The following is a 20,572-nucleotide window of genomic DNA, read 5'->3' on the forward strand; positions in this document are numbered from 1 at the left end:
GCGTCGACTTACAGCAAGACCACATCGAACTGTTCCTGCGAGTAATGCTCTTCCGCCTGGAAGCGTATGCTTTTGGAGATGAACTCCTCCAGCTCGGCGACCGCCGCGGACTCCTCCTCCAGGATGCGGTTCACCACGGAGGGGCTGGCCATCACCAGCAGTTTCTCCGCGTTGAACTGGCGCACGGCACGGGTGATCTCGCGGAAGATCTCGTAGGTCACCGTCTCGGCGGTCTTCAGCGCGCCGCGGCCGTTGCAGGCCGGGCAAGGCTCGCACAGCTGGCGGGCCAGGCTCTCGGTGGTGCGCTTGCGGGTCATCTCGACCAGGCCCAGCGCCGACATCGGGTACACCGTGGTCTTGGCATGGTCGCGCGCCAGCCCCTTGCCGAGCATGCGCAGCACCTGGCGCTTGTGCTCCTCATCGGTCATGTCGATGAAGTCGATGATGATGATGCCGCCCAGGTTGCGCAGGCGCAGCTGGCGCGCCGCCGCCTGCGCGGCTTCCAGATTGGTGCGGTAGACGGTTTCCTCGAGGTTGCGCGTGCCGAGATAGGCGCCGGTGTTGACGTCGATGGTGGTCATCGCCTCGGTCTGGTCGACGATCAGGTAGCCGCCGGATTTCAGCGGCACGTCCTTCTTCAGCGCTCGCTGCATTTCGTCCTCGACGCCGTACAGGTCGAAGATCGGTCGCTCGCCATCGTAGTGCTCGACGCGATCGTCCAGCTGCGGCATGAACTTGTGCACGAACCGGGCCACCCGCTCGAAGGTCTCGCGCGAATCGACGCGCACCTTCTCGATGTCCTCGTTGAGCATGTCGCGCAGGCTGCGCAGCGGCAGCGACAACTCCTCGTAGACCCGCTCGCCCACGCGCGCCTTGGCGATGTTCTCCTGCACCACGCGCCACACCTTGCCCAGGTAGGTCACGTCGAATGCCAGCGACTCCGCGCCCTGGCCCTCGGCATTGGTGCGCACGATGTAGCCGAGGCGGTTGCCATCGGTTGCATCGGCACCGATCAGCGTGCCGAGTACCTCGCGCAGGCGCTGGCGCTCGACTTCATCCTCGATGCGGGCCGAGATGCCCAGCGTGCGCGAATGCGGCAGCAGCACCAGGTAGCGCGAGGGAATCGACAGGTGCGCCGACAGCCGCGCGCCCTTGGTGCTGATCGGGTCCTTCACCACCTGCACCACGATCTCCTGGCCCTCGTGCACCAGTTCGCTGATCGAGGGCAGGTGGCCGTTGCCGTTGCTGCCGGCATCGTCATCCTCGACCGCCGACAGCGCCGGGCGCACGATGTCCGAGGCATGCAGGAACGCGGCGCGCTCCAGCCCGATCTCGACAAACGCCGCCTGCATGCCCGGCATCACGCGCTGCACGCGGCCCTTGTAGATGTTGCCGACGTAGCCGCGCCGCGAGGCCCGTTCGACGTGCACCTCCTGCAACATGCCGTTCTCGACCACGCCGACCCGGGTTTCACGCGGTGTCACGTTGATCAGGATTTCTTCACTCACCGCACACCCCCAGGATACAAGCCATCTTTATAGCCGTTGGCCATGCAGGCTGTCGATGAACGGCGCGCGGAAATCGACCCGGCCGCACCGATACTGCAAAATGGGTCCGTTTTCGTCTCGCTTCCGGCGCGAGACGTTCCCGCCCCTCTGGAGCCAGTCGCGCATGACCACCCCGATTCTGCTGGCCTGGAGCGGCGGCAAGGATTGCCTGCTGGCGCTGCAGCGGCTGCAGGCCGATCCGGCCTGGCAGGTGGTCGGCCTGCTGACCACGCTCAACCGCAACTATCAGCGCGTGGCGATGCACGGCGTCCATCGCGAAGTGCTGCTGGCGCAGACCGCCGCGCTCGGCCTGCCGCTGGTCGAAGTCCTGCTGGACTGGCCCGGCAGCAACGAAGCCTACGAGGAAGCCCACGCCCGCGCGCTGGTCGAGGCCCGCATGCGCTGGCCCGGCATCCGCCACTGCGCGTTCGGCGACCTGTTCCTGGAGGACGTGCGCGACTACCGCGTGCGCCAGCTCGGCCGCGAGAACTGGCGCGCGGTGTTCCCGCTGTGGGGCGAGGACACGGCGGCGTTGTCGCGCCGCTTCGTGGGCGAGGGCCACCGCGCCGTGCTGTGCTGCGTGGACACCGGGCAACTGGACGCCGGCTTCTGCGGCCGCGACTACGATGCGGGCCTGCTCGACGCCCTGCCGGCCGGCGTGGATCCCTGCGGCGAACACGGCGAGTTCCACACGCTGAGCTACGCCGGACCGCTGTTCCGCCACCCGCTGCGGCTGCGCCGGGGCGAGTCGGTGCTGCGCGACGGGCGCTTCCAGTACACCGATTTCCTGCTCGATGAGCATGCCGGCCCGGCCTGACACCATCCTGCCCGACCTGCTGGCACCCGGATTGCGCCTGGTGTTCTGCGGCACCGCCGCCAGTGCGCGCTCGGCTGCCGAAGGAGCCTACTACGCGCATCCCGGCAACCTGTTCTGGCGCGCATTGTTCGACGCCGGGCTCACCCCGCGCCTGTTTGCGCCGGCCGAGTTCAGGCACCTGCTGCCGCTCGGCATCGGCCTCACCGACCTGGCCAAACACCACAGCGGCAACGACGCCGCACTGCCCCGCGACGCCTTCGACGCCGCCGCGCTGCGCCGCAAGATCCGGCGCTGTCGACCGCGCCTGCTCGCCTTCACCAGCAAGAACGCCGCCCGCGCGGTGCTGGGTGGCGCGCTCGACTACGGCATGCAGGAGGAAACCTTCGGCGCCACGCGCTTGTTCGTGCTGCCTTCGCCCTCCGGCCAGGCTCGCGGACACTGGAACCTGCAGCCGTGGCTGGCACTGGGTGCGTTGTACCGGGGCGATGGCGCGCGCTGACGCGTCCGCAGCTTCAGTTGACCGTCGTGGCCGGCGGTGCCGCTTCGATCGCCGCATCCAGCACCCCGCAATGCAGCGGCGGTTTCACCGAACCGGCCGGCAGCGCATGGGTATCGGTCGGCAGTTCACGGTTGGCCAGCGCGGCGGCGACCGCGCTGATGTCCGGCTCGCTCAACCGGCTGGCGACCTCGGCCATGCAGTCCGGCGCCACCGTGGCGCGGGTGTGCGTGCGCCATGAACCCAGTTGCGCGCTGACATAGTCGTAAGGCAGACCGACCAGCCCGGGAATCGACGGTTCCACGCCGGTCAACTGGCTGCCGTGGCAGCTGCTGCAGGCGGGAATGCGTCGCGACGGATCGCCCTTGTCCAGCAATTGTGCACCACGCTGCAACACCGCGGCGGGCACGGCAGGCGTCGGCGAGCGCGCGAACGGTACGCGCTGCACGGCGAAGTACTCGGCGATTTCCTGCATGTACGTCGGCGTCAGCTCGCGCACGGTGTATTCCATCGGAGCGTACTTGCGCAGACCGTCCTGGAAATCCTGCAGCTGCCGCGCCAGGTAGGCCGCCGGCTTGCCGGCCAGGCGCGGGAAATATCCGCTGGCCGCACGCCCCTCGCCCTGCTTCCCATGGCAGGTGGTGCAGGCGGCGATGCGCTGCTGCAAGGTATCGGGAATCGGGAGTCGGTCGGCGGCGCAACTGGCGGCGCCGTACCCGAGGGCGGCCGCAAACAGCATGGCGACACCGAACGGCTTGGCGTGACGCAGGCTGAGGTTCGTGATCATCCGACGATTGTACGCTGACGGCCGCAGCGCCCAAACCGCAACGGCGCTAAGCTGGCCGGGCGACCACACGCCGTGTCCCGAAATCGGGGGTTACCGTGAACCGTCCAGCCGTCCGTATCGCCGCACTGACCATCGCCTTGCTCCCGGGCCTCGCGTTGGCCACGGAAGCCACGTCGCCGGATGTCGCCTACGCGTCGATCGACCAACTCCAGCAACGCATGGATGCCGGCGCGCTGGACAGCCGCCAGCTGGCCCGCGCGTTGCTCGATCGCGTCCAGCGGATCGATCGCTCCGGCCCCACCCTGCGCGCAGTGATCGAGACGAACCCCGACGTGCTGCCGCTGGCCGACGCGCTCGACGCCAAGCGCACGAGATCCCACGGCCCGTTGTACGGCATCCCGGTGTTGCTCAAGGACAACATCGAGACCGGCGACCACATGCTCACCACCGCCGGCTCGCTCGCACTGATCGATGCACCGGCCGCACGCGACGCCAGCCTGGTCGAGCGGCTGCGCAAGGCCGGTGCGCTGATCCTCGGCAAGACCAACCTGAGCGAATGGGCGAACTTCCGTTCCAGTCACGCCAGCAGCGGCTGGAGCGGGCGCGGCGGGCAGACGAAGAACCCGTACGTGCTCGATCGCAATCCCTGCGGTTCCAGCGCCGGTTCCGCCGTCGCGGTGGCGGCCGGGCTCGCCACGGTGGCGATCGGCACCGAAACCGACGGCTCGATCATCTGCCCCGCGGCAATGAACGGCATCGTCGGCATCAAGCCCACCCTGGGCCTGGTCAGCCGCCGCGGCATCGTGCCGATCAGTCACAACCAGGACACCGCCGGCCCGATGGCGCGCAGCGTCGCCGACGCTGCGACCCTGCTCAGCGTGATCGCCGGCAGCGACCCGCGCGACCCGGCCACCCTGGAGGCCGACCGGCACGCCACTGACTACACGAAGTTCCTCGACCCGAACGGACTCAGGGGCAAGCGCATCGGCGTGGTGCGTCAGCTCGCCGGCGCCGAGCCGAACGCCGACCGCGTGCTGGCGCAGTCGATCGCATTGATGAAAGCGCAGGGCGCCATCGTCGTCGATCCGGTCACGCTGCCGCACCTGGCCGAACTCGGCGACCGGGAATTCACCGTGCTGCTGTACGACTTCAAGCACGACGTCAACGCCTATCTGGCCAACCGCCGCGGACTGAAGGTGCATACGCTGGCCGACCTGATCGCGTTCAACCAGGCGCATGCCGCCGAAGAAATGCCGTGGTTCGGTCAGGAATTGTTCGAAAAGGCCGAGCAGAAGGGGCCGCTCACGGATAAGGCCTATGCGGACGCGCTGGCCACGGCGAAGCGCCTGTCCGGGCCGGAAGGCATCGACGCGGCGCTCCAATCGCAGCAGTTGGACGCGCTGCTGGCGCCGTCGTGGGGCCCGGCTTTCGTCACCGACCCGGTGTTGGGCGATCACATCGTCAGCGGTGATCCGACCGTGGGCGGCGCCTCGCAACCGGCAGCCGTGGCCGGCTACCCGTCGATCACCGTGCCCGCCGGCTTCGCCCACGGCCTGCCGGTCGGCATCGTGCTGTTCGGCGCGAAGTGGAGCGAACCGGTGCTGATCTCGATCGCCTACGGTTTCGAGCAGCACGCCAAGGCATGGCAAGCGCCGCAGTTTCTGCCCACCGTGGGCGATCCGCCCGCGGCGTCCCCGCGCTGAGCATGCAGTGCGTCAGCCCGCCCCGCCGGTCGACTTGCGCACGATAAGCATCGCCAGCTCCAGCGACTGTTCGTAGTTCAGGCGCGGATCGACCATCGACCTGTAGGCGCGATCCAGGTCGCCCTCCTTGAGGTCGCGCGCGCCGCCGATGCACTCGGTCACGTCTTCGCCGGTCAGCTCCAGGTGCACGCCACCCAGCCGCGTGCCAGCCGCCGCGTGGATGTCGAAGGCTCGATCCAGTTCGCCACGGATGTTGTCGAAGCGGCGCGTCTTGTGGCCGTTCGAGGTGCTCTCGGTGTTGCCGTGCATGGGGTCCGCCACCCACAGCACGCGTCGACCTTCGCGCTTCACCGCGTCCAGCAGCGGCGGCAGCGCATCGGCGATCTTCGCCTGGCCCATCCGGTGGATCAGGGTCAGCCGGCCCGGCTCGGCGTGCGGATCGAGTGCGTCGATCAGCGGCAGCAGTTGATCGGGAGTCACCGAGGGGCCGATCTTGACCGCCACCGGATTGCGGATGCCTCGGAAGTACTCCACGTGCGCGCCATCCAGTGCAGCGGTGCGCATGCCGATCCACGGGAAATGCGTGGACAGGTTGAACCAGCCCGGATTGCGAGGTACCTGGCGAGTCAGGGCCTGTTCGTAATGCAGCAGCAGCGCCTCGTGCGAGGTGAAGAAATCCACCTTGGAGAAGCCGGCGATCGGGCCGGCCAGCGTCTCCATGAAGTGCAGCGAATCGCTGATCGCGGCGACCATCTGCCGGTACTCGGCGGCCAGCGGCGAATGCTCGACCCAGGCCAGGTCCCAATATTCGGGATGGCGCAGGTCGGCAAAACCGCCGTCTATCAACGCGCGCACGAAGTTCATCGTCAACGCCGAATGCGCATGCGCCTGGATCAACCGCTGCGGATCGGGACGCCGCGCGGCGGCGGTGAACTCCTGGCTGTTGACCACGTCGCCGCGAAAACTCGGCAGGCTCACGCCGTGGCGCGTTTCGCTATCGGCCGAACGCGGCTTGGCGTACTGCCCGGCAAAGCGCCCCACCCGCAGCACCGGCTTCTTCAGCCCGTGCACCAGCACCAGGCTCATCTGCAGCAGCACCTTCAGCCGGTTGGAAATCACCGGGCTGGTGCAGTCGGCGAAGCTCTCCGCGCAATCGCCACCCTGCAACAGGAAGCGCTTCCCTTCCTGCGCCTCGGCCACCGCCTCCTTGAGCGCCAGGATCTCCCACGAGGTGACCAGCGGCGGCAATCGGGCCAGGAGCGCACCTGCCTTGGCCAGCTCGACCGGGTCGTCGTAGCTCGGTTGCTGCAGGGCCGGACGACGCTGCCAGGAATCCGGCGTCCACGGCGCCGTGCCGGCACAAGCCACATCAGCAGCCACGACGCCGACGCCGGAATCCCGCAGCTTGTTCATGCGTGCGACGTCCGGCGGCGCACCGCCACCACCGTCAGCACGGCGAGCAGCACGAACCAAAGCAGCGTCCACGCCGGCATCGGCAAGCCCAGGATCGGCTCGACCGCCGCGCATTCGCCGGAACCGGTAAACACCATGCGCAACACCTTGGCAAACGGGAACGCGCTGAACATGTAATCGAGCGGCGGCCCGCAGGACGGAATCTGGTCGGCGGGCAGCGACTGGATCCACAGGTGCCGCGCCGCCACCACGATGCCGAACACCGCACCGATCCACACGCCCGCGGCATAGATCCAGCGCAGCCCGCCGCGCGGCGCATGCAAGGCGCCAAGCAGAAAGAACACGCCCATCACGATGAAGCCGACGCGCTGGAAGATGCACAGCGGGCACGGCGTCATTTCCCAGGCATATTCGGCATACAGCGCGAAGCCCATGAGGGCGGCGCACACCAGGAAACCGACGGCGAAACTGAAGCGGTACGACCAGCGCAATGGGTTCATAGGGGCTTTGCTGCGATGCGAAACGATGACATTACCCGTTCGGCGCAGCGCTGTCAGCACGCAATGCTGCAGCAACCGCGAAGACGGACCGGCGTCGGGCCGAAAACGCAAAACCCGGCACCAGGCCGGGTTTGCATGACGCTGCAGGCGACCGTCAGGTCGTCCGGCCGGCATCTCACTCCGCGTCGACGGACTCGACCTGCGGACGGCCCACCAGCTCGACGTACGCCATCGGCGCGTTGTCGCCGTCGCGGAAGCCGCACTTGAGAATGCGCAGGTAACCGCCGGGACGCTCCTTGTAACGCGGGCCCAGCTCGACGAACAGCTTGCCCACCGCTTCCTTGTCGCGCAGACGCGAGAACGCAAGGCGGCGATTGGCGACGCCATCGGTCTTGGCCATCGTGATCAGCGGCTCGGCGACGCGGCGAAGTTCCTTCGCCTTCGGCAGGGTGGTGCGGATCAGCTCATGCTTGAACAGCGACGAGGCCATGTTCTTGAACATCGCTTCGCGGTGGCTGCTGGTGCGGTTGAGCTTGCGTCCGGATTTCTGGTGGCGCATGACGGAATACTCTCTGTAGGTCTGTTGTTATGAAGTGTCGGCGCTTGTGTCCGACACCCCGCGGTTACCCGCTTTTATGTGAGCCCCATCGGAGCAGGCTCTTGTGAAAAGTGCGGCCATGGATGGCCGCTTCTGCTGCATGGCCAAGGTGCTGTACACACCCCGGCCAATATCCGGCTACAACAGCGATCAAGGAGGATCGCCCTAGCCCAGCTGCATGCCGTGCGAAAGCCCCGGCGGCGGCCAGTTTTCCAGCTTGGTGCCGAGGGACAGGCTGCGCCCGCCCAGGACATCCTTGATTTCGGTCAGCGACTTCTTGCCCAGGTTCGGCGTCTTCAACAGCTCGACCTCGGTCTTCTGCACCAGGTCGCCGATGTAGTAGATGCTCTCGGCCTTCAGGCAGTTCGCCGAACGCACGGTCAGCTCCAGATCGTCGATCGGACGCAGCAGCAGCGGCTCGAAGCCGCTCTTCTCGGCCTTGTCCGTGGCACTTTCGCGACGCGAGAAGTCACCGAACACCGACAGCTGGTCGTTGATGATCTCGGCGGCCTTGCGCACCGCGTCCTCGGCGTCGATGGTGCCGTTGGTCTCGATGTCCAGCACCAGCTTGTCAAGGTTGGTGCGCTGCTCGACACGCGCGGCGTCCACCTCGTAGGCCACCCGCAACACGGGCGCGAACGAGGCATCCAGCTGCAGGCGGCCGATCGGGCGCGCCTCGTCGTCAGGATGCTGGCGCGCGCTGGCCGGCTGGTAGCCGACGCCGCGACGCACCTTGAGGCGCATGTTGAGCGCGATGTCCTTGGTCAGGTGGCACAGGACATGCTCGGGGTTGACGATCTCCACCGTATGGTCGACCACGATGTCGCCGGCGGTCACCACGCCCTTGCCCTTCTTGGACAAGGTCAGGGTCACTTCATCGCCCGAATGCTGCCGGATCGCCACGTCCTTGAGGTTCAGCAGGACTTCGATGACGTCCTCCTGCAGGCCTTCAAGCGTGGTGTATTCGTGCAGCACGCCGTCGATTTCCACCTCGACGATGGCGCTGCCGGGGATCGAGGAGAGCAGCACGCGGCGCAGCGCGTTGCCCAGGGTATGGCCAAAGCCACGCTCGAGCGGCTCGACCACCACCTTGGCGCGGTTGGCTCCGAGCTGTTCGACGCTGAGGCCACGTGGCCGCAGCACACTAGTTGACGAAACTGCCATGCAGAGCTCCGGTTAATTACTTCGAGTAAAGCTCGATGATCAATGCTTCATTGATGTCGGACGGCAGGTCGCCGCGATCCGGCACCGACTTGAACGTGCCTTCGAACTTCTTGGAATCCACTTCGACCCAGACCGGGCGCAGGTCCATGGTGTCGAACACGGTGGCCGCTTCCTGCACGCGCAGCTGGCTGCGCGCCTTCTCGGTCAGCGCGATCGCGTCGCCCGGGCGCACCTGGTAGGAAGGAATGTTCACCTTCTTGCCGTTGACCAGCACCGCCTTGTGGGCAACCAGCTGGCGGGCCTGGGCGCGGGTGACCGCGAAGCCCATGCGGAACACGACGTTGTCCAGGCGGCTCTCGAGCAGACGCAGCAAGTTCTCGCCGGTATTGCCCTTGAGCGTGGTCGCCTTGGTGTAGTAGTTGCTGAACTGGCGCTCGAGCACGCCGTAGATACGCTTGACCTTCTGCTTCTCACGCAGCTGGACGGCGTAGTCGGACATGCGCATGCGCTTGTTCGCGCCATGCTGGCCGGGCTTGTTTTCCAGTTTGCACTTTGAATCCAGCGCACGCGCCGGGCTCTTCAGGCTGAGATCCGCACCTTCGCGCCGGGCGAGTTTGCAGGTAGCTCCACGATAACGGGCCATGTTTCTTCTCTTTCAGATAGTCCGGCCGCGGCCGGTGCTTGATTCTCGCGATCGAAGACGACCGCCCTCAGACACGCCGCTTCTTGGGGGGACGGCAGCCGTTGTGCGGGATCGGCGTGACGTCGATGATGTTGAGCACCTTGTAGCCCAGCGCATTCAGCGAACGCACCGCCGACTCGCGGCCCGGGCCGGGACCCTTGATGCGCACTTCCACCGTCTTCACGCCGTAGTCGCCCGCGGCGCGGCCGGCCTTCTCGGCGGCGACCTGTGCAGCGAACGGGGTGGACTTGCGCGAGCCGCGGAAACCGGCACCGCCGGCGGTCGCCCACGACAGGGCATTGCCCTGGCGATCGGTGATGGTAACGATGGTGTTGTTGAAGGAGGCCTGCACGTGGGCCACGGCATCCGTGACAACGCGCTTGATCTTCTTCTTGGTCTTGACCGGCTTAGCCATGGTTTGAAGGCTCTTCTCGATGAGTGCGGCCACGGATGGCCGCTTTTTTGATCTTCGCGGTCATCGGTGACCGCACAAATCCGCAGGCAATCACTTCTTGATTGCGCGACGCGGACCCTTGCGGGTACGCGCATTGGTACGGGTACGCTGCCCGCGAACCGGCAGGCCGCGACGATGACGCAGGCCGCGGTAGCAGCCAAGGTCCATCAGCCGCTTGATCGCCATGCCCACCTCGCGGCGCAGATCGCCTTCGACGGTGTACTTGGCGATCTCCAGGCGAATCTTTTCCACTTCGCCTTCGCTCAGCGACTTGATCTGGGTGGTGGGGACCACGCCCGCGTCCACGCAAACCTGCTTGGCGCGGCTGCGGCCGATACCATAAATGCTCTGCAGACCGACCCAGACGTGTTTCTGAACCGGCAAATTGACACCCGCAATGCGCGCCATGAGTACTCTCTCCGAATGCGTTTCGTGCGCGGTAAACGCGCAATTTTAACCTGAATTACCCGAACAGGAAAGCCCTGCGGCGCCAAGGCACCGCAACTCTCCGACCTGGAGCGTCCCTCGCCGCGTCAACTGCGACGGAGGTTGGCTTTCTTGAGCAAACTTTCGTACTGGTGACTGACCAGATGCGCCTGGATCTGCGCCGTGAAATCCATCACCACCACCACCACGATCAGCAGCGAGGTGCCGCCGAAATAGAACGGTACGTGCCACGCCTGCTGCATGAACGACGGCACCAGGCACACCAGCACCAGGTAGATCGCGCCGACCGCCGTCAGGCGTGTCATCACCGCGTCGATGTAGCTGCCCGTGGCCTTGCCCGGACGAATGCCGGGAATCAGGGCGCCGGAGCGCTTCAGGTTGTCCGCCGTCTCTTCCGCGTTGAACACGATCGCGGTGTAGAAGAATGCAAAACCGATCACCAGTACCGAAAAGGTGATTTCATACAACGGGTTGCCTGGACTCAGCGACTGCGTCAGATCCTGCACCCAGCGCGACGAATGACCCGTGCTGAACCAGCTCACCGCGGTGGCCGGGAACATCAGCAAGCTCGACGCAAAGATCGGCGGAATCACGCCCGACATGTTGATCTTCAGCGGCAGGCTGGAGCTCTGGTTCTGGTAGGCCTTCTGTCCGCCCGAACGTCGTGCGTAGTTCACCGTGATGCGCCGCTGGGCGCGCTCCACGAACACCACGAAGGCGGTCACGGCCAGCACCAGCCCGAACACCACCAGCAGCATGAGCAGCGACAGCTCACCGTTGTTGGCCATGCCCAGCGTGTGCACCACCGCGCCGGGCAAGCCGGCCACGATGCCGGCGAAGATCAGCAGCGAGATGCCGTTGCCGATGCCGCGCTCGGTCATCTGTTCGCCCAGCCACATCAGGAACATGGTGCCGGCGGTCAGGCCGACCACGGACGAGAACACGAAGCCGAAGCCCGGCGTGTACACCACCGGCGCGCCGCCCGCGGCCACCTGGCCCTGCAAGGCAACCGCAATGCCGAAGGACTGGAACGCCGCCAGCAGCACCGTGGCATAACGGGTGTACGCCGTCATCTTGCGCTTGCCGGCCTCGCCTTCCTTGCGCAGGGCCTGCAGGCTCGGCACCACCGCGCCCATCATCTGGAACACGATCGACGCCGAGATGTACGGAATCACGCCGAGCGCGAAGACCGAGAACCGCTCCAGCGCGCCGCCCGAGAACATGTTGAACATGTCCATCAGACCGTTGCCGTTGACCAGGTTCGTCATCGCCTCCGGGTTGACGCCCGGAACCGGAATGAACGAGCCGAGACGGAACACCATCAACGCACCCACCACGAACAGGATGCGCTGACGAAGCTCCGTCAGCTTGCCGAGTTTGCCCAGTGCGTTGCCCTTGGCTACGGCCACCGTCTTACTCCACGCTTCCGCCGGCCGCCTCGATGGCCGCCTTCGCGCCCGCCGTGGCCAGCAGACCGGACAGCTTCACCGCGCGACCGATCTCGCCCTTCAGCACTACCTTGACCTTCTTGGCGCGGCTGTCGATCAGGCCAGCCTGATGCAGCGCGACCACGTCGATCACGTCGCCCTTGAGGTTGGCCAGCTGATACAGGAAGACTTCCTGGCTCTGCGCCTTCAGCTTCGAGCGGAAGCCGACCTTCGGCAACCGGCGGTTCAGCGGCATTTGGCCGCCTTCGAAACCGAACTTGTGGGTGCCACCCGCGCGGGCATGCTGACCCTTGTGGCCGCGACCGGCCGTCTTGCCCAGGCCCGAACCGATGCCGCGACCCACGCGCAGGCGGGTCTTGCGGGAACCGGCGGCCGGCTTGATGTCATTCAGACGCATGATGATTACTCCTCGACCCGGACCAGGTAGTAGACCGTGTTGATCAGCCCACGCACCTGCGGGCTGTCCTTCAGCTCGCGCACGTCGTTGACCTTGCCCAGACCCAGCGCCTTGACGCTGAGGCGATGGCGCGCCTGCACGCCGCGCAGGCCCTTGACCAGGCGCACGCGCACGGTGGCAGCGGATTCGTTCTTCTTAGCCATTGCCCAGCACCTCTTCCAGACTCTTGCCCCGCTTGGCGGCGATCTTCTTGGGCGAGGCAACCGCCTGCAGGCCCTTGATGGTGGCGCGCACCAGGTTGATCGGATTGCGCGAACCGACGGCCTTGGCCAGCACGTTCTTGACGCCGACCACTTCCAGCACCGCACGCATGGCGCCGCCGGCGATCACGCCGGTACCTTCGGAAGCCGGCTGCATGTACACGCGGGCCGCACCATGGTTCGCCTTGATGGCGTACCACAGGGTGCCGTTGTTCAGTTCGATGTTGACCATCTGGCGGCGGGCACGCTCCATCGCCTTGGAAATGGCCACCGGCACTTCACGCGCCTTGCCATAGCCGAAGCCGACCTTGCCCTCGCCGTCACCGACCACGGTCAGTGCGGTGAAGCTCATCTGGCGGCCACCCTTGACGGTCTTGGCCACCCGGTTGACGGCAATCAGCTTCTCGAGCAGGCCGTCCGAATTTTCGCGATCGTTAGAAGACATGTTCTATTCCGTGTGCCCGGACCATCCGGGACTTTTGCTTGCGGCTTGGCCGCTTGTAGTTGTATGTGCTGCCAGGATCAGCAACCGGATTGGCGACTCGCGGAAGCGGGCTCTTTCGAATCCCGAATCCCGCGCCCCGCATCCCGGCGCCTCAGAACTTCAGGCCCGCCTCGCGCGCCGCCTCGGCAAGCGCCTTGATGCGGCCGTGATAGCGGAAACCGGAGCGGTCGAACGCCACCGACTCCACACCGGCAGCCTTCGCGCGCTCGGCCACAGCCTTGCCCACGGCCGCCGCAGCAGCCAGGTTCTTGGTGCCCTTCAGGCCTTCGGCGACCGACTTTTGCACGGTGGAGGCAGCCGCTACCACGTTCTTGCCGGAGGCGTCGAACACCTGCGCATAAAGATGCTGCCCGGTGCGATGCACCGACAGGCGGGCCACGCCCAGCTTGCGGATGTGGCTGCGGGTGGACTTGGCGCGGCGCAGGCGATTTTCGTTCTTGTTCATCTCTCAATTCCTCGAAAGCGGATCGGCTCGGATGGCTGTCATCTGCTCTTTGTGAAAAGTCCGGCCATGGATGACCGGTCTCTACGCGCAGGGACAGCGCATTTACGCCTTCTTGGCTTCCTTCAGGGTGATCTTCTCGCCGGCATAGCGCACGCCCTTGCCCTTGTAGGGTTCGGGTGGGCGGAAGCCGCGAATCTTGGCTGCGACCTGGCCGACGACCTGCTTGTCGGTGCCCTTGATCAGCACTTCGGTCTGGGTCGGCGTTTCGATGCTGATGCCCTCGGGCGCGTCGAACACCACCGGGTGGGAGAAGCCCAGGCTGAGGCTCAGCGCCTTGCCCTGCATGGCGGCGCGATAACCGACGCCGACCAGCTCAAGCTTGCGCTCGTAACCCTGCGAGACGCCGGTGACCATGTTGGCGATCAGCGCACGCGCCGTACCGCCGAACTTGTCGTCCACGCCTTCGCCCAGCGTGACATTCGCCACGCCGCCGTCGACGGCGACCGTGACGCCCGGCAGCTGATGCACGGACAAGGTGCCCTTCGGGCCCTTCACCGAAATGTTGCCTCCGGCGATCGTCAGCTCGACGCCCTTCGGCAGGGAAATGGGTTGTTTGGCTACACGTGACATTGAAAGACTCCTTATGCCACTTGGCCGATGACTTCGCCGCCCAGGCCCTTGGCACGGGCCTGCGCATCGGTCAACAGACCAGCGGAAGTCGAGATGATCGAAATGCCCAAGCCGCCGAGGACCTTCGGCAGCTCGTCCTTGCCGCGGTAAACGCGCAGGCCGGAACGGCTGACACGGGAAATGTTCTCGATGGCGGGCTGACCGTCGAAATACTTGAGCTTGATCTCGAGCACCGGCTTGCCTTCCTCGACGGAAGTCTTGGCGTCGAGGATGTAGCCCTCGTTCTTGAGAAGGTCGGCGATGGCCACCTTCAGTTTCGACGACGGCATACGCACGACCGGCTTGCCCGTGGCCTGGGCATTGCGGACGCGCGTGAACAGATCGGCGATGGGATCAGTCATGCTCATGAAAACATCCTTCAGAGTGCACCGATATCCGATAAAACCGGAAATCAATCAGATTGTGAGCCGGCAAAGAAGCCAGCCTGCGTTGCGCAGACCGCCGACTATAGCAGCAATTTCGGGTTTTGGCGAACATCGGATGCGTTAGTCGCATCCACCGGTGGCATGCGGTGCCGCCGGTCGGATCGGTGCGCCGGAACAGCCGACGCGCCGATCCTGCAGGTTGTGAATTACCAGCTGGCCTTGCGCAGGCCCGGCACGTCGCCGCGCATGGTGGCTTCGCGCAGCTTGTTGCGACCCAGGCCGAACTTCGCGTAGACGGCGCGCGGACGACCGGTCAGGGCGCAACGCGTCCGCACGCGAACCGGGCTGGCATCGCGCGGAAGCTTCTGCAGGCTCGCCTGCGCTTCCATCTTCTCGTCGTACGAAGCCGTCGGGTTGAGCACGATCGCTTTCAGTTCGGCGCGCTTGGCGGCGTACTTCTTGATCAGCTTGGCCCGCTTGACGTCGCGGTTCACCATTGATTTCTTGGCCATAATTTATCGCTGCTCTTTCAAAGAGTCCGGCCGCGGACGGCCGGGTTCGTCAAGGATGACCGCTCAGTTCCGGAACGGGAAGCTGAAGGCCGTCAACAGGGCCTTCGCCTCGTTGTCGGTTCGCGCCGTCGTGGTGATGGAGATATCCATGCCGCGCAGAGCATCCACCTGGTCGAAATCGATCTCGGGGAAGATGATCTGTTCCTTGATGCCGAAGTTGTAGTTGCCGCGACCGTCGAACGCCTTGGCCGAAACACCGCGGAAGTCGCGCACGCGCGGCAGCGAGATGTTGATCAGGCGATCGAGGAACTCCCACATCTGCGCACGGCGCAACGTGACCTTGCAGCCGATCGGCCAGCCGTCGCGGATCTTGAACGAAGCCACCGAAACGCGGGCCTTCGTGGTGATCGGCTTCTGGCCGGCGATCTTGGCCATGTCGGCCACGGCGTTCTCGAGCACTTTCTTGTTGCCCGCCGCTTCGCCCACGCCCATGTTCAGCGTGATCTTGGTGATGCGGGGAACCTGCATCACGTTCTGGTAGCCGAACTGCTCGGTGAGCTTGCCGATTACCTGGTCTTTATAGAATTTTTCAAGGCGCGTCATGATCGTGTTCCTTACGCGTCCACGACCTCGCCATTCGAACGGAACACGCGGACCTTGCGCCCATCAGCGAGCGTTTTGGAACCGACGCGTTCACCCTTGTTCGTGGCGGGGTTGAACAGCTGCACATTGGAGAGATGGATCGAGGCTTCACGCTCGACGATACCGCCAGCCTGGTTGGCCTGCGGGTTCGGCTTGGTGTGACGCTTGACCAGATTCACGTTGGAGACGAATACGCGATCGCCTGCAACACGCAGCACGTCGCCGCGCTGACCCTTGTTCTTGCCGGTGATCACGAGGACCTGATCACCCTTGCGGATACGGTTCATTGTCTTGACTCCGCTTCAGAGCACTTCGGGCGCGAGCGAGACGATCTTCATGAACTTCTCGTTGCGCAGCTCGCGGGTAACCGGCCCGAAGATACGGGTACCGATCGGCTCGAGCTTGTTGTTGAGGAGGACAGCCGCATTGCCGTCGAAACGGATCAGCGAACCGTCGGGACGGCGCACGCCCTTGGCAGTACGCACCACCACTGCGTTGTACACCTCGCCCTTCTTCACCTTGCCGCGGGGAATGGCATCCTTCACGGTGACCTTGATCACGTCACCGATCGAGGCGTAACGGCGCTTGGAGCCGCCGAGCACCTTGATGCACATCACTTCCTTGGCGCCGCTGTTGTCCGCTGCGGAAAGCGTGCTTTGCATCTGGATCATGGCTGCACCCTCCCTTTAGACGTTGGCGCGCGTGATGATTTCAACCACGCGGTGATGTTTGGTCTTGGACAACGGACGGCACTCGGCGATACGCACGAGATCACCCTCGTTCGCGCCCAGGTCGTCCTGCGCATGCAGCTTGGTCGACCGACGAATGGTCTTGCCCAGCAGCCAATGCTGCTCCTGGCGCTCGACCAGGACGGTGACCGTCTTGTCCATCTTGTTGCTGGTGACGCGACCCTCGAGGGTGCGTGCCTTCTTCTGGTTCTCGCTCATCTCGGCCGTCCCTTACTTCTTGCTGCCGAGCACGAATTTCGTGCGGGCGATGTCACGCCGAACGCGGCGAAGCTGGTGCGGCTGGGTGAGCTGGCCGGAACCTTTTTGCATGCGCAGGTTGAACTGCTCCTTGCGCAGGTCCAGCAGATGCTGGTTCAGCTCGTCGGCCGACTGGTTGTTGATATCTTTGCTGGCCATCACATCACCGCCCGTGTCACAAACTGGGTCTGCACCGAGAGCTTGGCGGCGGCCAGGCGGAACGCCTCGCGTGCCGTCGTCTCGTCGACGCCCTCGATTTCATACAGCATGCGGCCGGGCTGGATCGGGGCGACCCAGAACTCGACGCCGCCCTTGCCCGCGCCCATGCGCACTTCGATCGGCTTCTTGGTGATCGGCTTGTCCGGGAACACGCGGATCCACAGTTTGCCGCCACGCTTGACAAAGCGGGTGATGCAACGACGAGCCGCCTCGATCTGGCGCGCGGTGAGCGCACCATGCGTGGTCGCCTTCAGGCCGTACTCGCCGAAGCTGACGAGGTTGGAGCACTGGGCCAGACCGTCGTTGCGGCCTTTGAACTGCTTGCGGTACTTGGTTCGCTTGGGTTGCAACATGGCAACTCTCCCTTACTTCGCAGACCGCTCGCGACGGCCTTCACCGGCCTCGCGACGCGAATCATTACGACGGCCTTCGCCACCTTCACGGCGCGACGGCGACGGTTCGTCCTTCGACTCCTGGCTGGCAGCGGCCAGATCGAAGATCTCGCCCTTGTACACCCAGACCTTGATGCCGATGATGCCGTAGGTGGTGCTCGCCTCGGCGAAACCGTAGTCGATGTCGGCGCGCAGCGTATGCAGCGGCACGCGACCCTCGCGGCTCCACTCGGAGCGGGCGATCTCGGCGCCGTTCAAGCGGCCGGAGACGTTGATCTTGATGCCCAGGGCGCCCAGGCGCATCGCGTTGCCGACCGAGCGCTTCATCGCGCGGCGGAACATGATGCGGCGCTCCAGCTGCTGCGCGATGGACTCTGCCACCAGCTGCGCGTCCAGCTCGGGCTTGCGCACCTCGTTGACGTTGATGTGCGTCGGGACGCCCATCATGTCGCTGACTTCCTTGCGCAGCTTCTCGATGTCCTCGCCCTTCTTGCCGATCACCACGCCCGGGCGGGCAGTGTGGATCGTCACGCGCGCGGTCTTGGCCGGGCGCTCGATCTGGATCTTCGAGATGCCGGCGGCGGCCAGCTTCTTCTTCAGCATGTCGCGGACCTTGATGTCGGCCACGAGATACTTGGCGTAATCGCCCTTGTTGGCGAACCACTTCGCGTTCCAGTCCTTGGCAATGCCGAGGCGGATACCGGTGGGATGAACTTTATGACCCATCGTCTATATCCTCAGTCAGTTGCCGACAACCACAGTGATGTGGCTGGTACGTTTCAGGATGCGCGAACCGCGGCCCTTGGCGCGGGCGTACATGCGCTTCATCGCCGGACCTTCGTCGACGAAGATGCTGGACACCTTCAGCTCGTCGACGTCGGCACCGAGATTGTTCTCGGCGTTGGCGACGGCCGACAGCAGCACCTTGCGAACCAGGTGCGCAGCCTTCTTGTTGGTATAGGTGAGCACGTCGCTGGCCCGGCCCACGGGAAGCCCGCGGACGAGGTCGGCCACCAGGCGTGCCTTTTGCGCCGAAATGCGGGCGCCGCGCAGGATCGCTTTGGCTTCAGTGCTCATCACTTGCCCTTCTTGTCGCCGACATGGCCTTTGAACGTGCGGGTCACCGCGAACTCGCCGAGCTTGTGCCCGACCATGTTCTCGTTGATCAGGACGGGCACGTGCTGACGGCCGTTGTGGATGGCGATGGTCAAGCCGACCATTTCCGGCAGGATCATCGAGCGGCGCGACCAGGTCTTGATCGGGCGCTTGTTGTTGGCGGAAACCGCAGCTTCCACCTTCTTCGCGAGGTGAAGGTCTACGAAGGGACCTTTCTTCAAAGAGCGAGGCATGTCGGCTTCCTGTTACTTGGTACGACGACGCACGATGAAGTGCTGCGTGCGCTTGTTGTTGCGGGTCTTGTAGCCCTTGGCCGGCGTGCCCCACGGGCTGACCGGATGACGACCGCCGGAGGTCTTGCCTTCGCCGCCACCGTGCGGGTGGTCGACCGGGTTCATCACCACGCCGCGGACGGTCGGGCGAATACCTACCCAGCGCTTGGCGCCGGCCTTGCCCAGCTTCTTCAGGCTGTGCTCGCCGTTGCCGACTTCGCCGATGGTGGCGCGGCAATCGACCGAGACGCGACGCATCTCGCCGGAGCGAAGGCGCAACGTGGCGTAACCGGACTCGCGGGCAACCAACTGCACCGAGGCGCCGGCGCTGCGGGCGATCTGCGCGCCCTTGCCGGGACGCAGCTCCACGCAGTGGATCGTGCTGCCCATCGGGATGTTGCGCAGCTGCAGGCAGTTGCCGGCCTTGATCGGCGCCTCGCGACCCGACACCAGGCGATCGTCCACCTGCACGCCCTTGGGCGCGATGATGTAGCGACGCTCGCCATCGGCGTAGCACAGCAGCGCGATGTGCGCGGTGCGGTTGGGATCGTATTCGATGCGCTCGACGCGGGCGGCGATGCCTTCCTTGTCACGCTTGAAGTCGATGATGCGGTAATGCTGCTTGTGACCGCCGCCACGATGACGCGTGGTGATCCGGCCATGATGGTTGCGGCCGCCGGTACGGGATTGCGCCTCGGTCAAAGGAGCGTAGGGCGCGCCCTTGTACAGGCCTTCCGTGCGGACGCTGACTGCGTCGCGGCGACCCGGCGAGGTCGGCTTGTGGTTGATTAGTGCCATTTCACAGAACTCCTGGCTCAGGCCTTGGCGGACACGTCGATGGCCTGGCCATCGGCAAGACGCACGTAGGCCTTGCGCTTGCCCTGGCGATTGCCAGCGCGGAAACGGAAGGACTTGACCTTGCCCTTGACGTTGACGAGGTTCACCTGCTCGACCTTGACGTCGAACAGCTTTTCCACCGCAGCGCGGACATCGGCCTTGGTCGCCGCGGGGGCGACCAGGAACACATACTGGTTGTGCTCGGCAAGACGCGCCGACTTCTCGGAGATATGCGGCGCACGCAGCGTATCGAGAATGCGTTCGTTGCTCATGCCAGCCACTCCTCGATCTTCTTCACCGCATCGACCGTGACCACCACGTGGTCGGAGCCGACGAGGCTGACGGGGTTCAGGCCCATGACATCCAGCACATGGATGTAGGGGATGTTGCGCGCAGCCAGGAACACGGATTCGGAGGCATCCTCGGACACCAGCAACACGCGACCGGACACGTCCAGCTCGGCCAGCTTGGCGACCATCGCGGAGGTCTTCGGCGTCTCGATGCCGAAGCTCTCGACCACCTTCAGGCGACCCTGGCGAACCAGCTCGGAAAAGATCGAGCGGATCGCGACGCGATAAGCCTTGCGGTTGACCTTCTGCTCGTAGCTGCGCGGCTTGGCGGCGAACGTGACACCACCACCGACGAAGATCGGGGCACGGTAGTCACCGTGGCGGGCGCCGCCGCCCTTCTGCTTCTTGAACTTCTTGGTGGTGCCGGACATTTCGCCGCGGGATAGCTGCGCCTTGGTACCGGCGCGGCCAGCGGCCTGATAGGCAACCACGACCTGGTGCACCAGGGCCTTCTTGTACTCGCCGCCGAACACTTCGTCCGACACGCTGAGCGGCTTGGCACCCATGACATTGAGTTCCATGGTGTCT

32 protein-coding genes are annotated in these 20,572 nt (G+C 65.2%); 3 read left to right on the plus strand and 29 right to left on the minus strand.

What is annotated here, in order from left to right; all coding sequences use genetic code 11:
* Positions 1-8: 8 nt before the first annotated feature.
* A complete protein-coding gene (gene rng, locus ACVCMC_RS08100; protein ID WP_447099326.1) occupies positions 9-1,508 on the minus strand; it encodes a ribonuclease G in 1,500 nt (499 codons plus the stop codon).
* Positions 1,509-1,671: 163 nt separating this feature from the next.
* Between rng and ACVCMC_RS08105 the strand changes: the two genes are divergently transcribed.
* Together ACVCMC_RS08105 and ACVCMC_RS08110 are read left to right on the plus strand one after the other, a co-directional pair.
* Positions 1,672-2,364: a Dph6-related ATP pyrophosphatase gene (locus ACVCMC_RS08105; protein WP_447099327.1), complete on the plus strand. Its 693-nt coding sequence runs from the start codon at positions 1,672-1,674 to the stop codon at positions 2,362-2,364.
* Entirely contained in the window at positions 2,342-2,863 is a 522-nt protein-coding gene (locus ACVCMC_RS08110; RefSeq protein WP_447099328.1) for a mismatch-specific DNA-glycosylase, read from the plus strand. Before ACVCMC_RS08105 ends, ACVCMC_RS08110 begins: the two co-directional genes overlap by 23 nt.
* A gap of 13 nt (positions 2,864-2,876) precedes the next feature.
* Here ACVCMC_RS08110 and ACVCMC_RS08115 read toward each other — a convergent pair whose 3' ends face one another.
* The gene (locus ACVCMC_RS08115) at positions 2,877-3,647 is read right to left on the minus strand and encodes a c-type cytochrome (protein WP_447099329.1); all 771 of its coding nucleotides are present in this window, start codon (positions 3,645-3,647) and stop codon (positions 2,877-2,879) included.
* Positions 3,648-3,742: 95 nt separating this feature from the next.
* Here ACVCMC_RS08115 and ACVCMC_RS08120 point away from each other — a divergent pair, with 95 nt between their 5' ends.
* Positions 3,743-5,350 carry an amidase gene (locus ACVCMC_RS08120; protein WP_447099330.1) on the plus strand — a complete coding sequence of 536 codons (1,608 nt, stop codon included), beginning with the start codon at positions 3,743-3,745 and terminating at the stop codon, positions 5,348-5,350.
* 12 nt (positions 5,351-5,362) lie between these two features.
* On the opposite strand, the gene ACVCMC_RS08125 is transcribed toward ACVCMC_RS08120, so the two are convergent.
* The 27 genes from ACVCMC_RS08125 to rplD form a co-directional block, all read right to left on the minus strand.
* Positions 5,363-6,763 carry a class II 3-deoxy-7-phosphoheptulonate synthase gene (locus ACVCMC_RS08125; protein WP_447099331.1) on the minus strand — a complete coding sequence of 467 codons (1,401 nt, stop codon included), beginning with the start codon at positions 6,761-6,763 and terminating at the stop codon, positions 5,363-5,365.
* Positions 6,760-7,263 (minus strand): disulfide bond formation protein B, encoded by a 504-nt coding sequence (locus tag ACVCMC_RS08130; protein ID WP_447099332.1) that lies wholly within the window; start codon positions 7,261-7,263, stop codon positions 6,760-6,762. The genes ACVCMC_RS08125 and ACVCMC_RS08130 overlap by 4 nt, the downstream gene beginning before the upstream one ends.
* Before the next feature lie 175 nt (positions 7,264-7,438).
* On the minus strand, positions 7,439-7,822 hold the full coding sequence (gene rplQ / locus ACVCMC_RS08135) for a 50S ribosomal protein L17 (RefSeq protein ID WP_395117285.1): 384 nt from the start codon (positions 7,820-7,822) through the stop codon (positions 7,439-7,441).
* Positions 7,823-8,026: 204 nt separating this feature from the next.
* On the minus strand, positions 8,027-9,025 hold the full coding sequence (locus tag ACVCMC_RS08140; RefSeq protein WP_395117283.1) for a DNA-directed RNA polymerase subunit alpha: 999 nt from the start codon (positions 9,023-9,025) through the stop codon (positions 8,027-8,029).
* A 16-nt stretch (positions 9,026-9,041) separates the two neighbouring features.
* Positions 9,042-9,668, minus strand: coding sequence for a 30S ribosomal protein S4 (gene rpsD / locus ACVCMC_RS08145; protein WP_136259073.1), 627 nt, complete (start codon positions 9,666-9,668; stop codon positions 9,042-9,044).
* Between the two features lie 67 nt (positions 9,669-9,735).
* Positions 9,736-10,122: a 30S ribosomal protein S11 gene (gene rpsK, locus ACVCMC_RS08150; RefSeq protein WP_007513384.1), complete on the minus strand. Its 387-nt coding sequence runs from the start codon at positions 10,120-10,122 to the stop codon at positions 9,736-9,738.
* A 90-nt stretch (positions 10,123-10,212) separates the two neighbouring features.
* On the minus strand, positions 10,213-10,569 hold the full coding sequence (gene rpsM / locus ACVCMC_RS08155) for a 30S ribosomal protein S13 (protein WP_136259074.1): 357 nt from the start codon (positions 10,567-10,569) through the stop codon (positions 10,213-10,215).
* A 125-nt stretch (positions 10,570-10,694) separates the two neighbouring features.
* Positions 10,695-12,017, minus strand: coding sequence for a preprotein translocase subunit SecY (secY, locus tag ACVCMC_RS08160; RefSeq protein ID WP_395117281.1), 1,323 nt, complete (start codon positions 12,015-12,017; stop codon positions 10,695-10,697).
* A 4-nt stretch (positions 12,018-12,021) separates the two neighbouring features.
* Positions 12,022-12,459 (minus strand): 50S ribosomal protein L15, encoded by a 438-nt coding sequence (rplO, locus tag ACVCMC_RS08165; protein ID WP_447099479.1) that lies wholly within the window; start codon positions 12,457-12,459, stop codon positions 12,022-12,024.
* A complete protein-coding gene (gene rpmD / locus ACVCMC_RS08170) occupies positions 12,459-12,656 on the minus strand; it encodes a 50S ribosomal protein L30 (RefSeq protein WP_136259077.1) in 198 nt (65 codons plus the stop codon). The genes rplO and rpmD overlap by 1 nt, the downstream gene beginning before the upstream one ends.
* The gene (gene rpsE / locus ACVCMC_RS08175; protein ID WP_136259078.1) at positions 12,649-13,158 is read right to left on the minus strand and encodes a 30S ribosomal protein S5; all 510 of its coding nucleotides are present in this window, start codon (positions 13,156-13,158) and stop codon (positions 12,649-12,651) included. The genes rpmD and rpsE overlap by 8 nt, the downstream gene beginning before the upstream one ends.
* Positions 13,159-13,309: 151 nt before the next feature.
* The gene (gene rplR, locus ACVCMC_RS08180; RefSeq protein WP_136259079.1) at positions 13,310-13,663 is read right to left on the minus strand and encodes a 50S ribosomal protein L18; all 354 of its coding nucleotides are present in this window, start codon (positions 13,661-13,663) and stop codon (positions 13,310-13,312) included.
* Between the two features lie 102 nt (positions 13,664-13,765).
* The gene (gene rplF, locus ACVCMC_RS08185) at positions 13,766-14,293 is read right to left on the minus strand and encodes a 50S ribosomal protein L6 (protein WP_447099333.1); all 528 of its coding nucleotides are present in this window, start codon (positions 14,291-14,293) and stop codon (positions 13,766-13,768) included.
* Positions 14,294-14,304: 11 nt separating this feature from the next.
* Positions 14,305-14,700, minus strand: a complete 396-nt coding sequence (gene rpsH / locus ACVCMC_RS08190) for a 30S ribosomal protein S8 (protein ID WP_395117275.1) — start codon at positions 14,698-14,700, stop codon at positions 14,305-14,307.
* Between the two features lie 224 nt (positions 14,701-14,924).
* A complete protein-coding gene (gene rpsN, locus ACVCMC_RS08195) occupies positions 14,925-15,230 on the minus strand; it encodes a 30S ribosomal protein S14 (RefSeq protein WP_447099334.1) in 306 nt (101 codons plus the stop codon).
* A 63-nt stretch (positions 15,231-15,293) separates the two neighbouring features.
* On the minus strand, positions 15,294-15,836 hold the full coding sequence (rplE, locus tag ACVCMC_RS08200; protein WP_395121356.1) for a 50S ribosomal protein L5: 543 nt from the start codon (positions 15,834-15,836) through the stop codon (positions 15,294-15,296).
* Between the two features lie 8 nt (positions 15,837-15,844).
* A complete protein-coding gene (rplX, locus tag ACVCMC_RS08205; RefSeq protein ID WP_136259084.1) occupies positions 15,845-16,159 on the minus strand; it encodes a 50S ribosomal protein L24 in 315 nt (104 codons plus the stop codon).
* Between the two features lie 15 nt (positions 16,160-16,174).
* Positions 16,175-16,543, minus strand: a complete 369-nt coding sequence (gene rplN, locus ACVCMC_RS08210) for a 50S ribosomal protein L14 (RefSeq protein ID WP_395117270.1) — start codon at positions 16,541-16,543, stop codon at positions 16,175-16,177.
* 15 nt (positions 16,544-16,558) lie between these two features.
* The gene (rpsQ, locus tag ACVCMC_RS08215) at positions 16,559-16,819 is read right to left on the minus strand and encodes a 30S ribosomal protein S17 (protein WP_136259086.1); all 261 of its coding nucleotides are present in this window, start codon (positions 16,817-16,819) and stop codon (positions 16,559-16,561) included.
* 12 nt (positions 16,820-16,831) lie between these two features.
* A complete protein-coding gene (rpmC, locus tag ACVCMC_RS08220; protein WP_136259087.1) occupies positions 16,832-17,017 on the minus strand; it encodes a 50S ribosomal protein L29 in 186 nt (61 codons plus the stop codon).
* Entirely contained in the window at positions 17,017-17,430 is a 414-nt protein-coding gene (rplP, locus tag ACVCMC_RS08225; protein WP_136259088.1) for a 50S ribosomal protein L16, read from the minus strand. Before rplP ends, rpmC begins: the two co-directional genes overlap by 1 nt.
* A 12-nt stretch (positions 17,431-17,442) precedes the next feature.
* Complete coding sequence (gene rpsC / locus ACVCMC_RS08230; RefSeq protein ID WP_136259089.1) at positions 17,443-18,195, minus strand: 30S ribosomal protein S3; 753 nt, start codon at positions 18,193-18,195, stop codon at positions 17,443-17,445.
* 15 nt (positions 18,196-18,210) lie between these two features.
* Positions 18,211-18,546: a 50S ribosomal protein L22 gene (rplV, locus tag ACVCMC_RS08235; RefSeq protein ID WP_007082179.1), complete on the minus strand. Its 336-nt coding sequence runs from the start codon at positions 18,544-18,546 to the stop codon at positions 18,211-18,213.
* On the minus strand, positions 18,546-18,818 hold the full coding sequence (rpsS, locus tag ACVCMC_RS08240) for a 30S ribosomal protein S19 (protein WP_108473256.1): 273 nt from the start codon (positions 18,816-18,818) through the stop codon (positions 18,546-18,548). The genes rplV and rpsS overlap by 1 nt, the downstream gene beginning before the upstream one ends.
* A gap of 12 nt (positions 18,819-18,830) precedes the next feature.
* Positions 18,831-19,655, minus strand: coding sequence for a 50S ribosomal protein L2 (rplB, locus tag ACVCMC_RS08245; protein ID WP_395117268.1), 825 nt, complete (start codon positions 19,653-19,655; stop codon positions 18,831-18,833).
* A gap of 17 nt (positions 19,656-19,672) precedes the next feature.
* Positions 19,673-19,966 carry a 50S ribosomal protein L23 gene (gene rplW, locus ACVCMC_RS08250; protein ID WP_395117266.1) on the minus strand — a complete coding sequence of 98 codons (294 nt, stop codon included), beginning with the start codon at positions 19,964-19,966 and terminating at the stop codon, positions 19,673-19,675.
* The gene (gene rplD, locus ACVCMC_RS08255; RefSeq protein WP_395117264.1) at positions 19,963-20,565 is read right to left on the minus strand and encodes a 50S ribosomal protein L4; all 603 of its coding nucleotides are present in this window, start codon (positions 20,563-20,565) and stop codon (positions 19,963-19,965) included. Before rplD ends, rplW begins: the two co-directional genes overlap by 4 nt.
* Positions 20,566-20,572 lie beyond the last annotated feature (7 nt).

It is taken from the genome of Rhodanobacter sp. UC4452_H20 (genome assembly GCF_052978205.1).

Bases quoted from the DNA above. Each gene is read 5' to 3' on its own strand.
- ACVCMC_RS08125 (WP_447099331.1), bottom strand. From the start codon at position 6,763: ATGAACAAGCTGCGGGATTCCGGCGTCGGCGTCGTGGCTGCTGATGTG.
- rpsM (WP_136259074.1), bottom strand. From the start codon at position 10,569: ATGGCGCGCATTGCGGGTGTCAATTTGCCGGTTCAGAAACACGTCTGG.
- ACVCMC_RS08105 (WP_447099327.1), top strand. From the start codon at position 1,672: ATGACCACCCCGATTCTGCTGGCCTGGAGCGGCGGCAAGGATTGCCTG.
- rplB (WP_395117268.1), bottom strand. From the start codon at position 19,655: ATGGCACTAATCAACCACAAGCCGACCTCGCCGGGTCGCCGCGACGCA.
- rplW (WP_395117266.1), bottom strand. From the start codon at position 19,966: ATGAGCAACGAACGCATTCTCGATACGCTGCGTGCGCCGCATATCTCC.
- rpsK (WP_007513384.1), bottom strand. From the start codon at position 10,122: ATGGCTAAGCCGGTCAAGACCAAGAAGAAGATCAAGCGCGTTGTCACG.
- ACVCMC_RS08115 (WP_447099329.1), bottom strand. From the start codon at position 3,647: ATGATCACGAACCTCAGCCTGCGTCACGCCAAGCCGTTCGGTGTCGCC.
- rpsE (WP_136259078.1), bottom strand. From the start codon at position 13,158: ATGTCTTCTAACGATCGCGAAAATTCGGACGGCCTGCTCGAGAAGCTG.
- rpmC (WP_136259087.1), bottom strand. From the start codon at position 17,017: ATGGCCAGCAAAGATATCAACAACCAGTCGGCCGACGAGCTGAACCAG.
- rpsS (WP_108473256.1), bottom strand. From the start codon at position 18,818: ATGCCTCGCTCTTTGAAGAAAGGTCCCTTCGTAGACCTTCACCTCGCG.
- rpmD (WP_136259077.1), bottom strand. From the start codon at position 12,656: ATGGCTAAGAAGAACGAATCCGCTGCCACCGTGCGCGTGCGCCTGGTC.
- rpsD (WP_136259073.1), bottom strand. From the start codon at position 9,668: ATGGCCCGTTATCGTGGAGCTACCTGCAAACTCGCCCGGCGCGAAGGT.
- rplP (WP_136259088.1), bottom strand. From the start codon at position 17,430: ATGTTGCAACCCAAGCGAACCAAGTACCGCAAGCAGTTCAAAGGCCGC.
- ACVCMC_RS08140 (WP_395117283.1), bottom strand. From the start codon at position 9,025: ATGGCAGTTTCGTCAACTAGTGTGCTGCGGCCACGTGGCCTCAGCGTC.
- rpsC (WP_136259089.1), bottom strand. From the start codon at position 18,195: ATGGGTCATAAAGTTCATCCCACCGGTATCCGCCTCGGCATTGCCAAG.
- rplD (WP_395117264.1), bottom strand. From the start codon at position 20,565: ATGGAACTCAATGTCATGGGTGCCAAGCCGCTCAGCGTGTCGGACGAA.
- rpsN (WP_447099334.1), bottom strand. From the start codon at position 15,230: ATGGCCAAGAAATCAATGGTGAACCGCGACGTCAAGCGGGCCAAGCTG.
- rplR (WP_136259079.1), bottom strand. From the start codon at position 13,663: ATGAACAAGAACGAAAATCGCCTGCGCCGCGCCAAGTCCACCCGCAGC.
- ACVCMC_RS08130 (WP_447099332.1), bottom strand. From the start codon at position 7,263: ATGAACCCATTGCGCTGGTCGTACCGCTTCAGTTTCGCCGTCGGTTTC.
- rpsQ (WP_136259086.1), bottom strand. From the start codon at position 16,819: ATGAGCGAGAACCAGAAGAAGGCACGCACCCTCGAGGGTCGCGTCACC.
- ACVCMC_RS08110 (WP_447099328.1), top strand. From the start codon at position 2,342: ATGAGCATGCCGGCCCGGCCTGACACCATCCTGCCCGACCTGCTGGCA.
- rplV (WP_007082179.1), bottom strand. From the start codon at position 18,546: ATGAGCACTGAAGCCAAAGCGATCCTGCGCGGCGCCCGCATTTCGGCG.
- rplN (WP_395117270.1), bottom strand. From the start codon at position 16,543: ATGATCCAGATGCAAAGCACGCTTTCCGCAGCGGACAACAGCGGCGCC.
- rplQ (WP_395117285.1), bottom strand. From the start codon at position 7,822: ATGCGCCACCAGAAATCCGGACGCAAGCTCAACCGCACCAGCAGCCAC.
- rpsH (WP_395117275.1), bottom strand. From the start codon at position 14,700: ATGAGCATGACTGATCCCATCGCCGATCTGTTCACGCGCGTCCGCAAT.
- rplF (WP_447099333.1), bottom strand. From the start codon at position 14,293: ATGTCACGTGTAGCCAAACAACCCATTTCCCTGCCGAAGGGCGTCGAG.
- rplX (WP_136259084.1), bottom strand. From the start codon at position 16,159: ATGAACCGTATCCGCAAGGGTGATCAGGTCCTCGTGATCACCGGCAAG.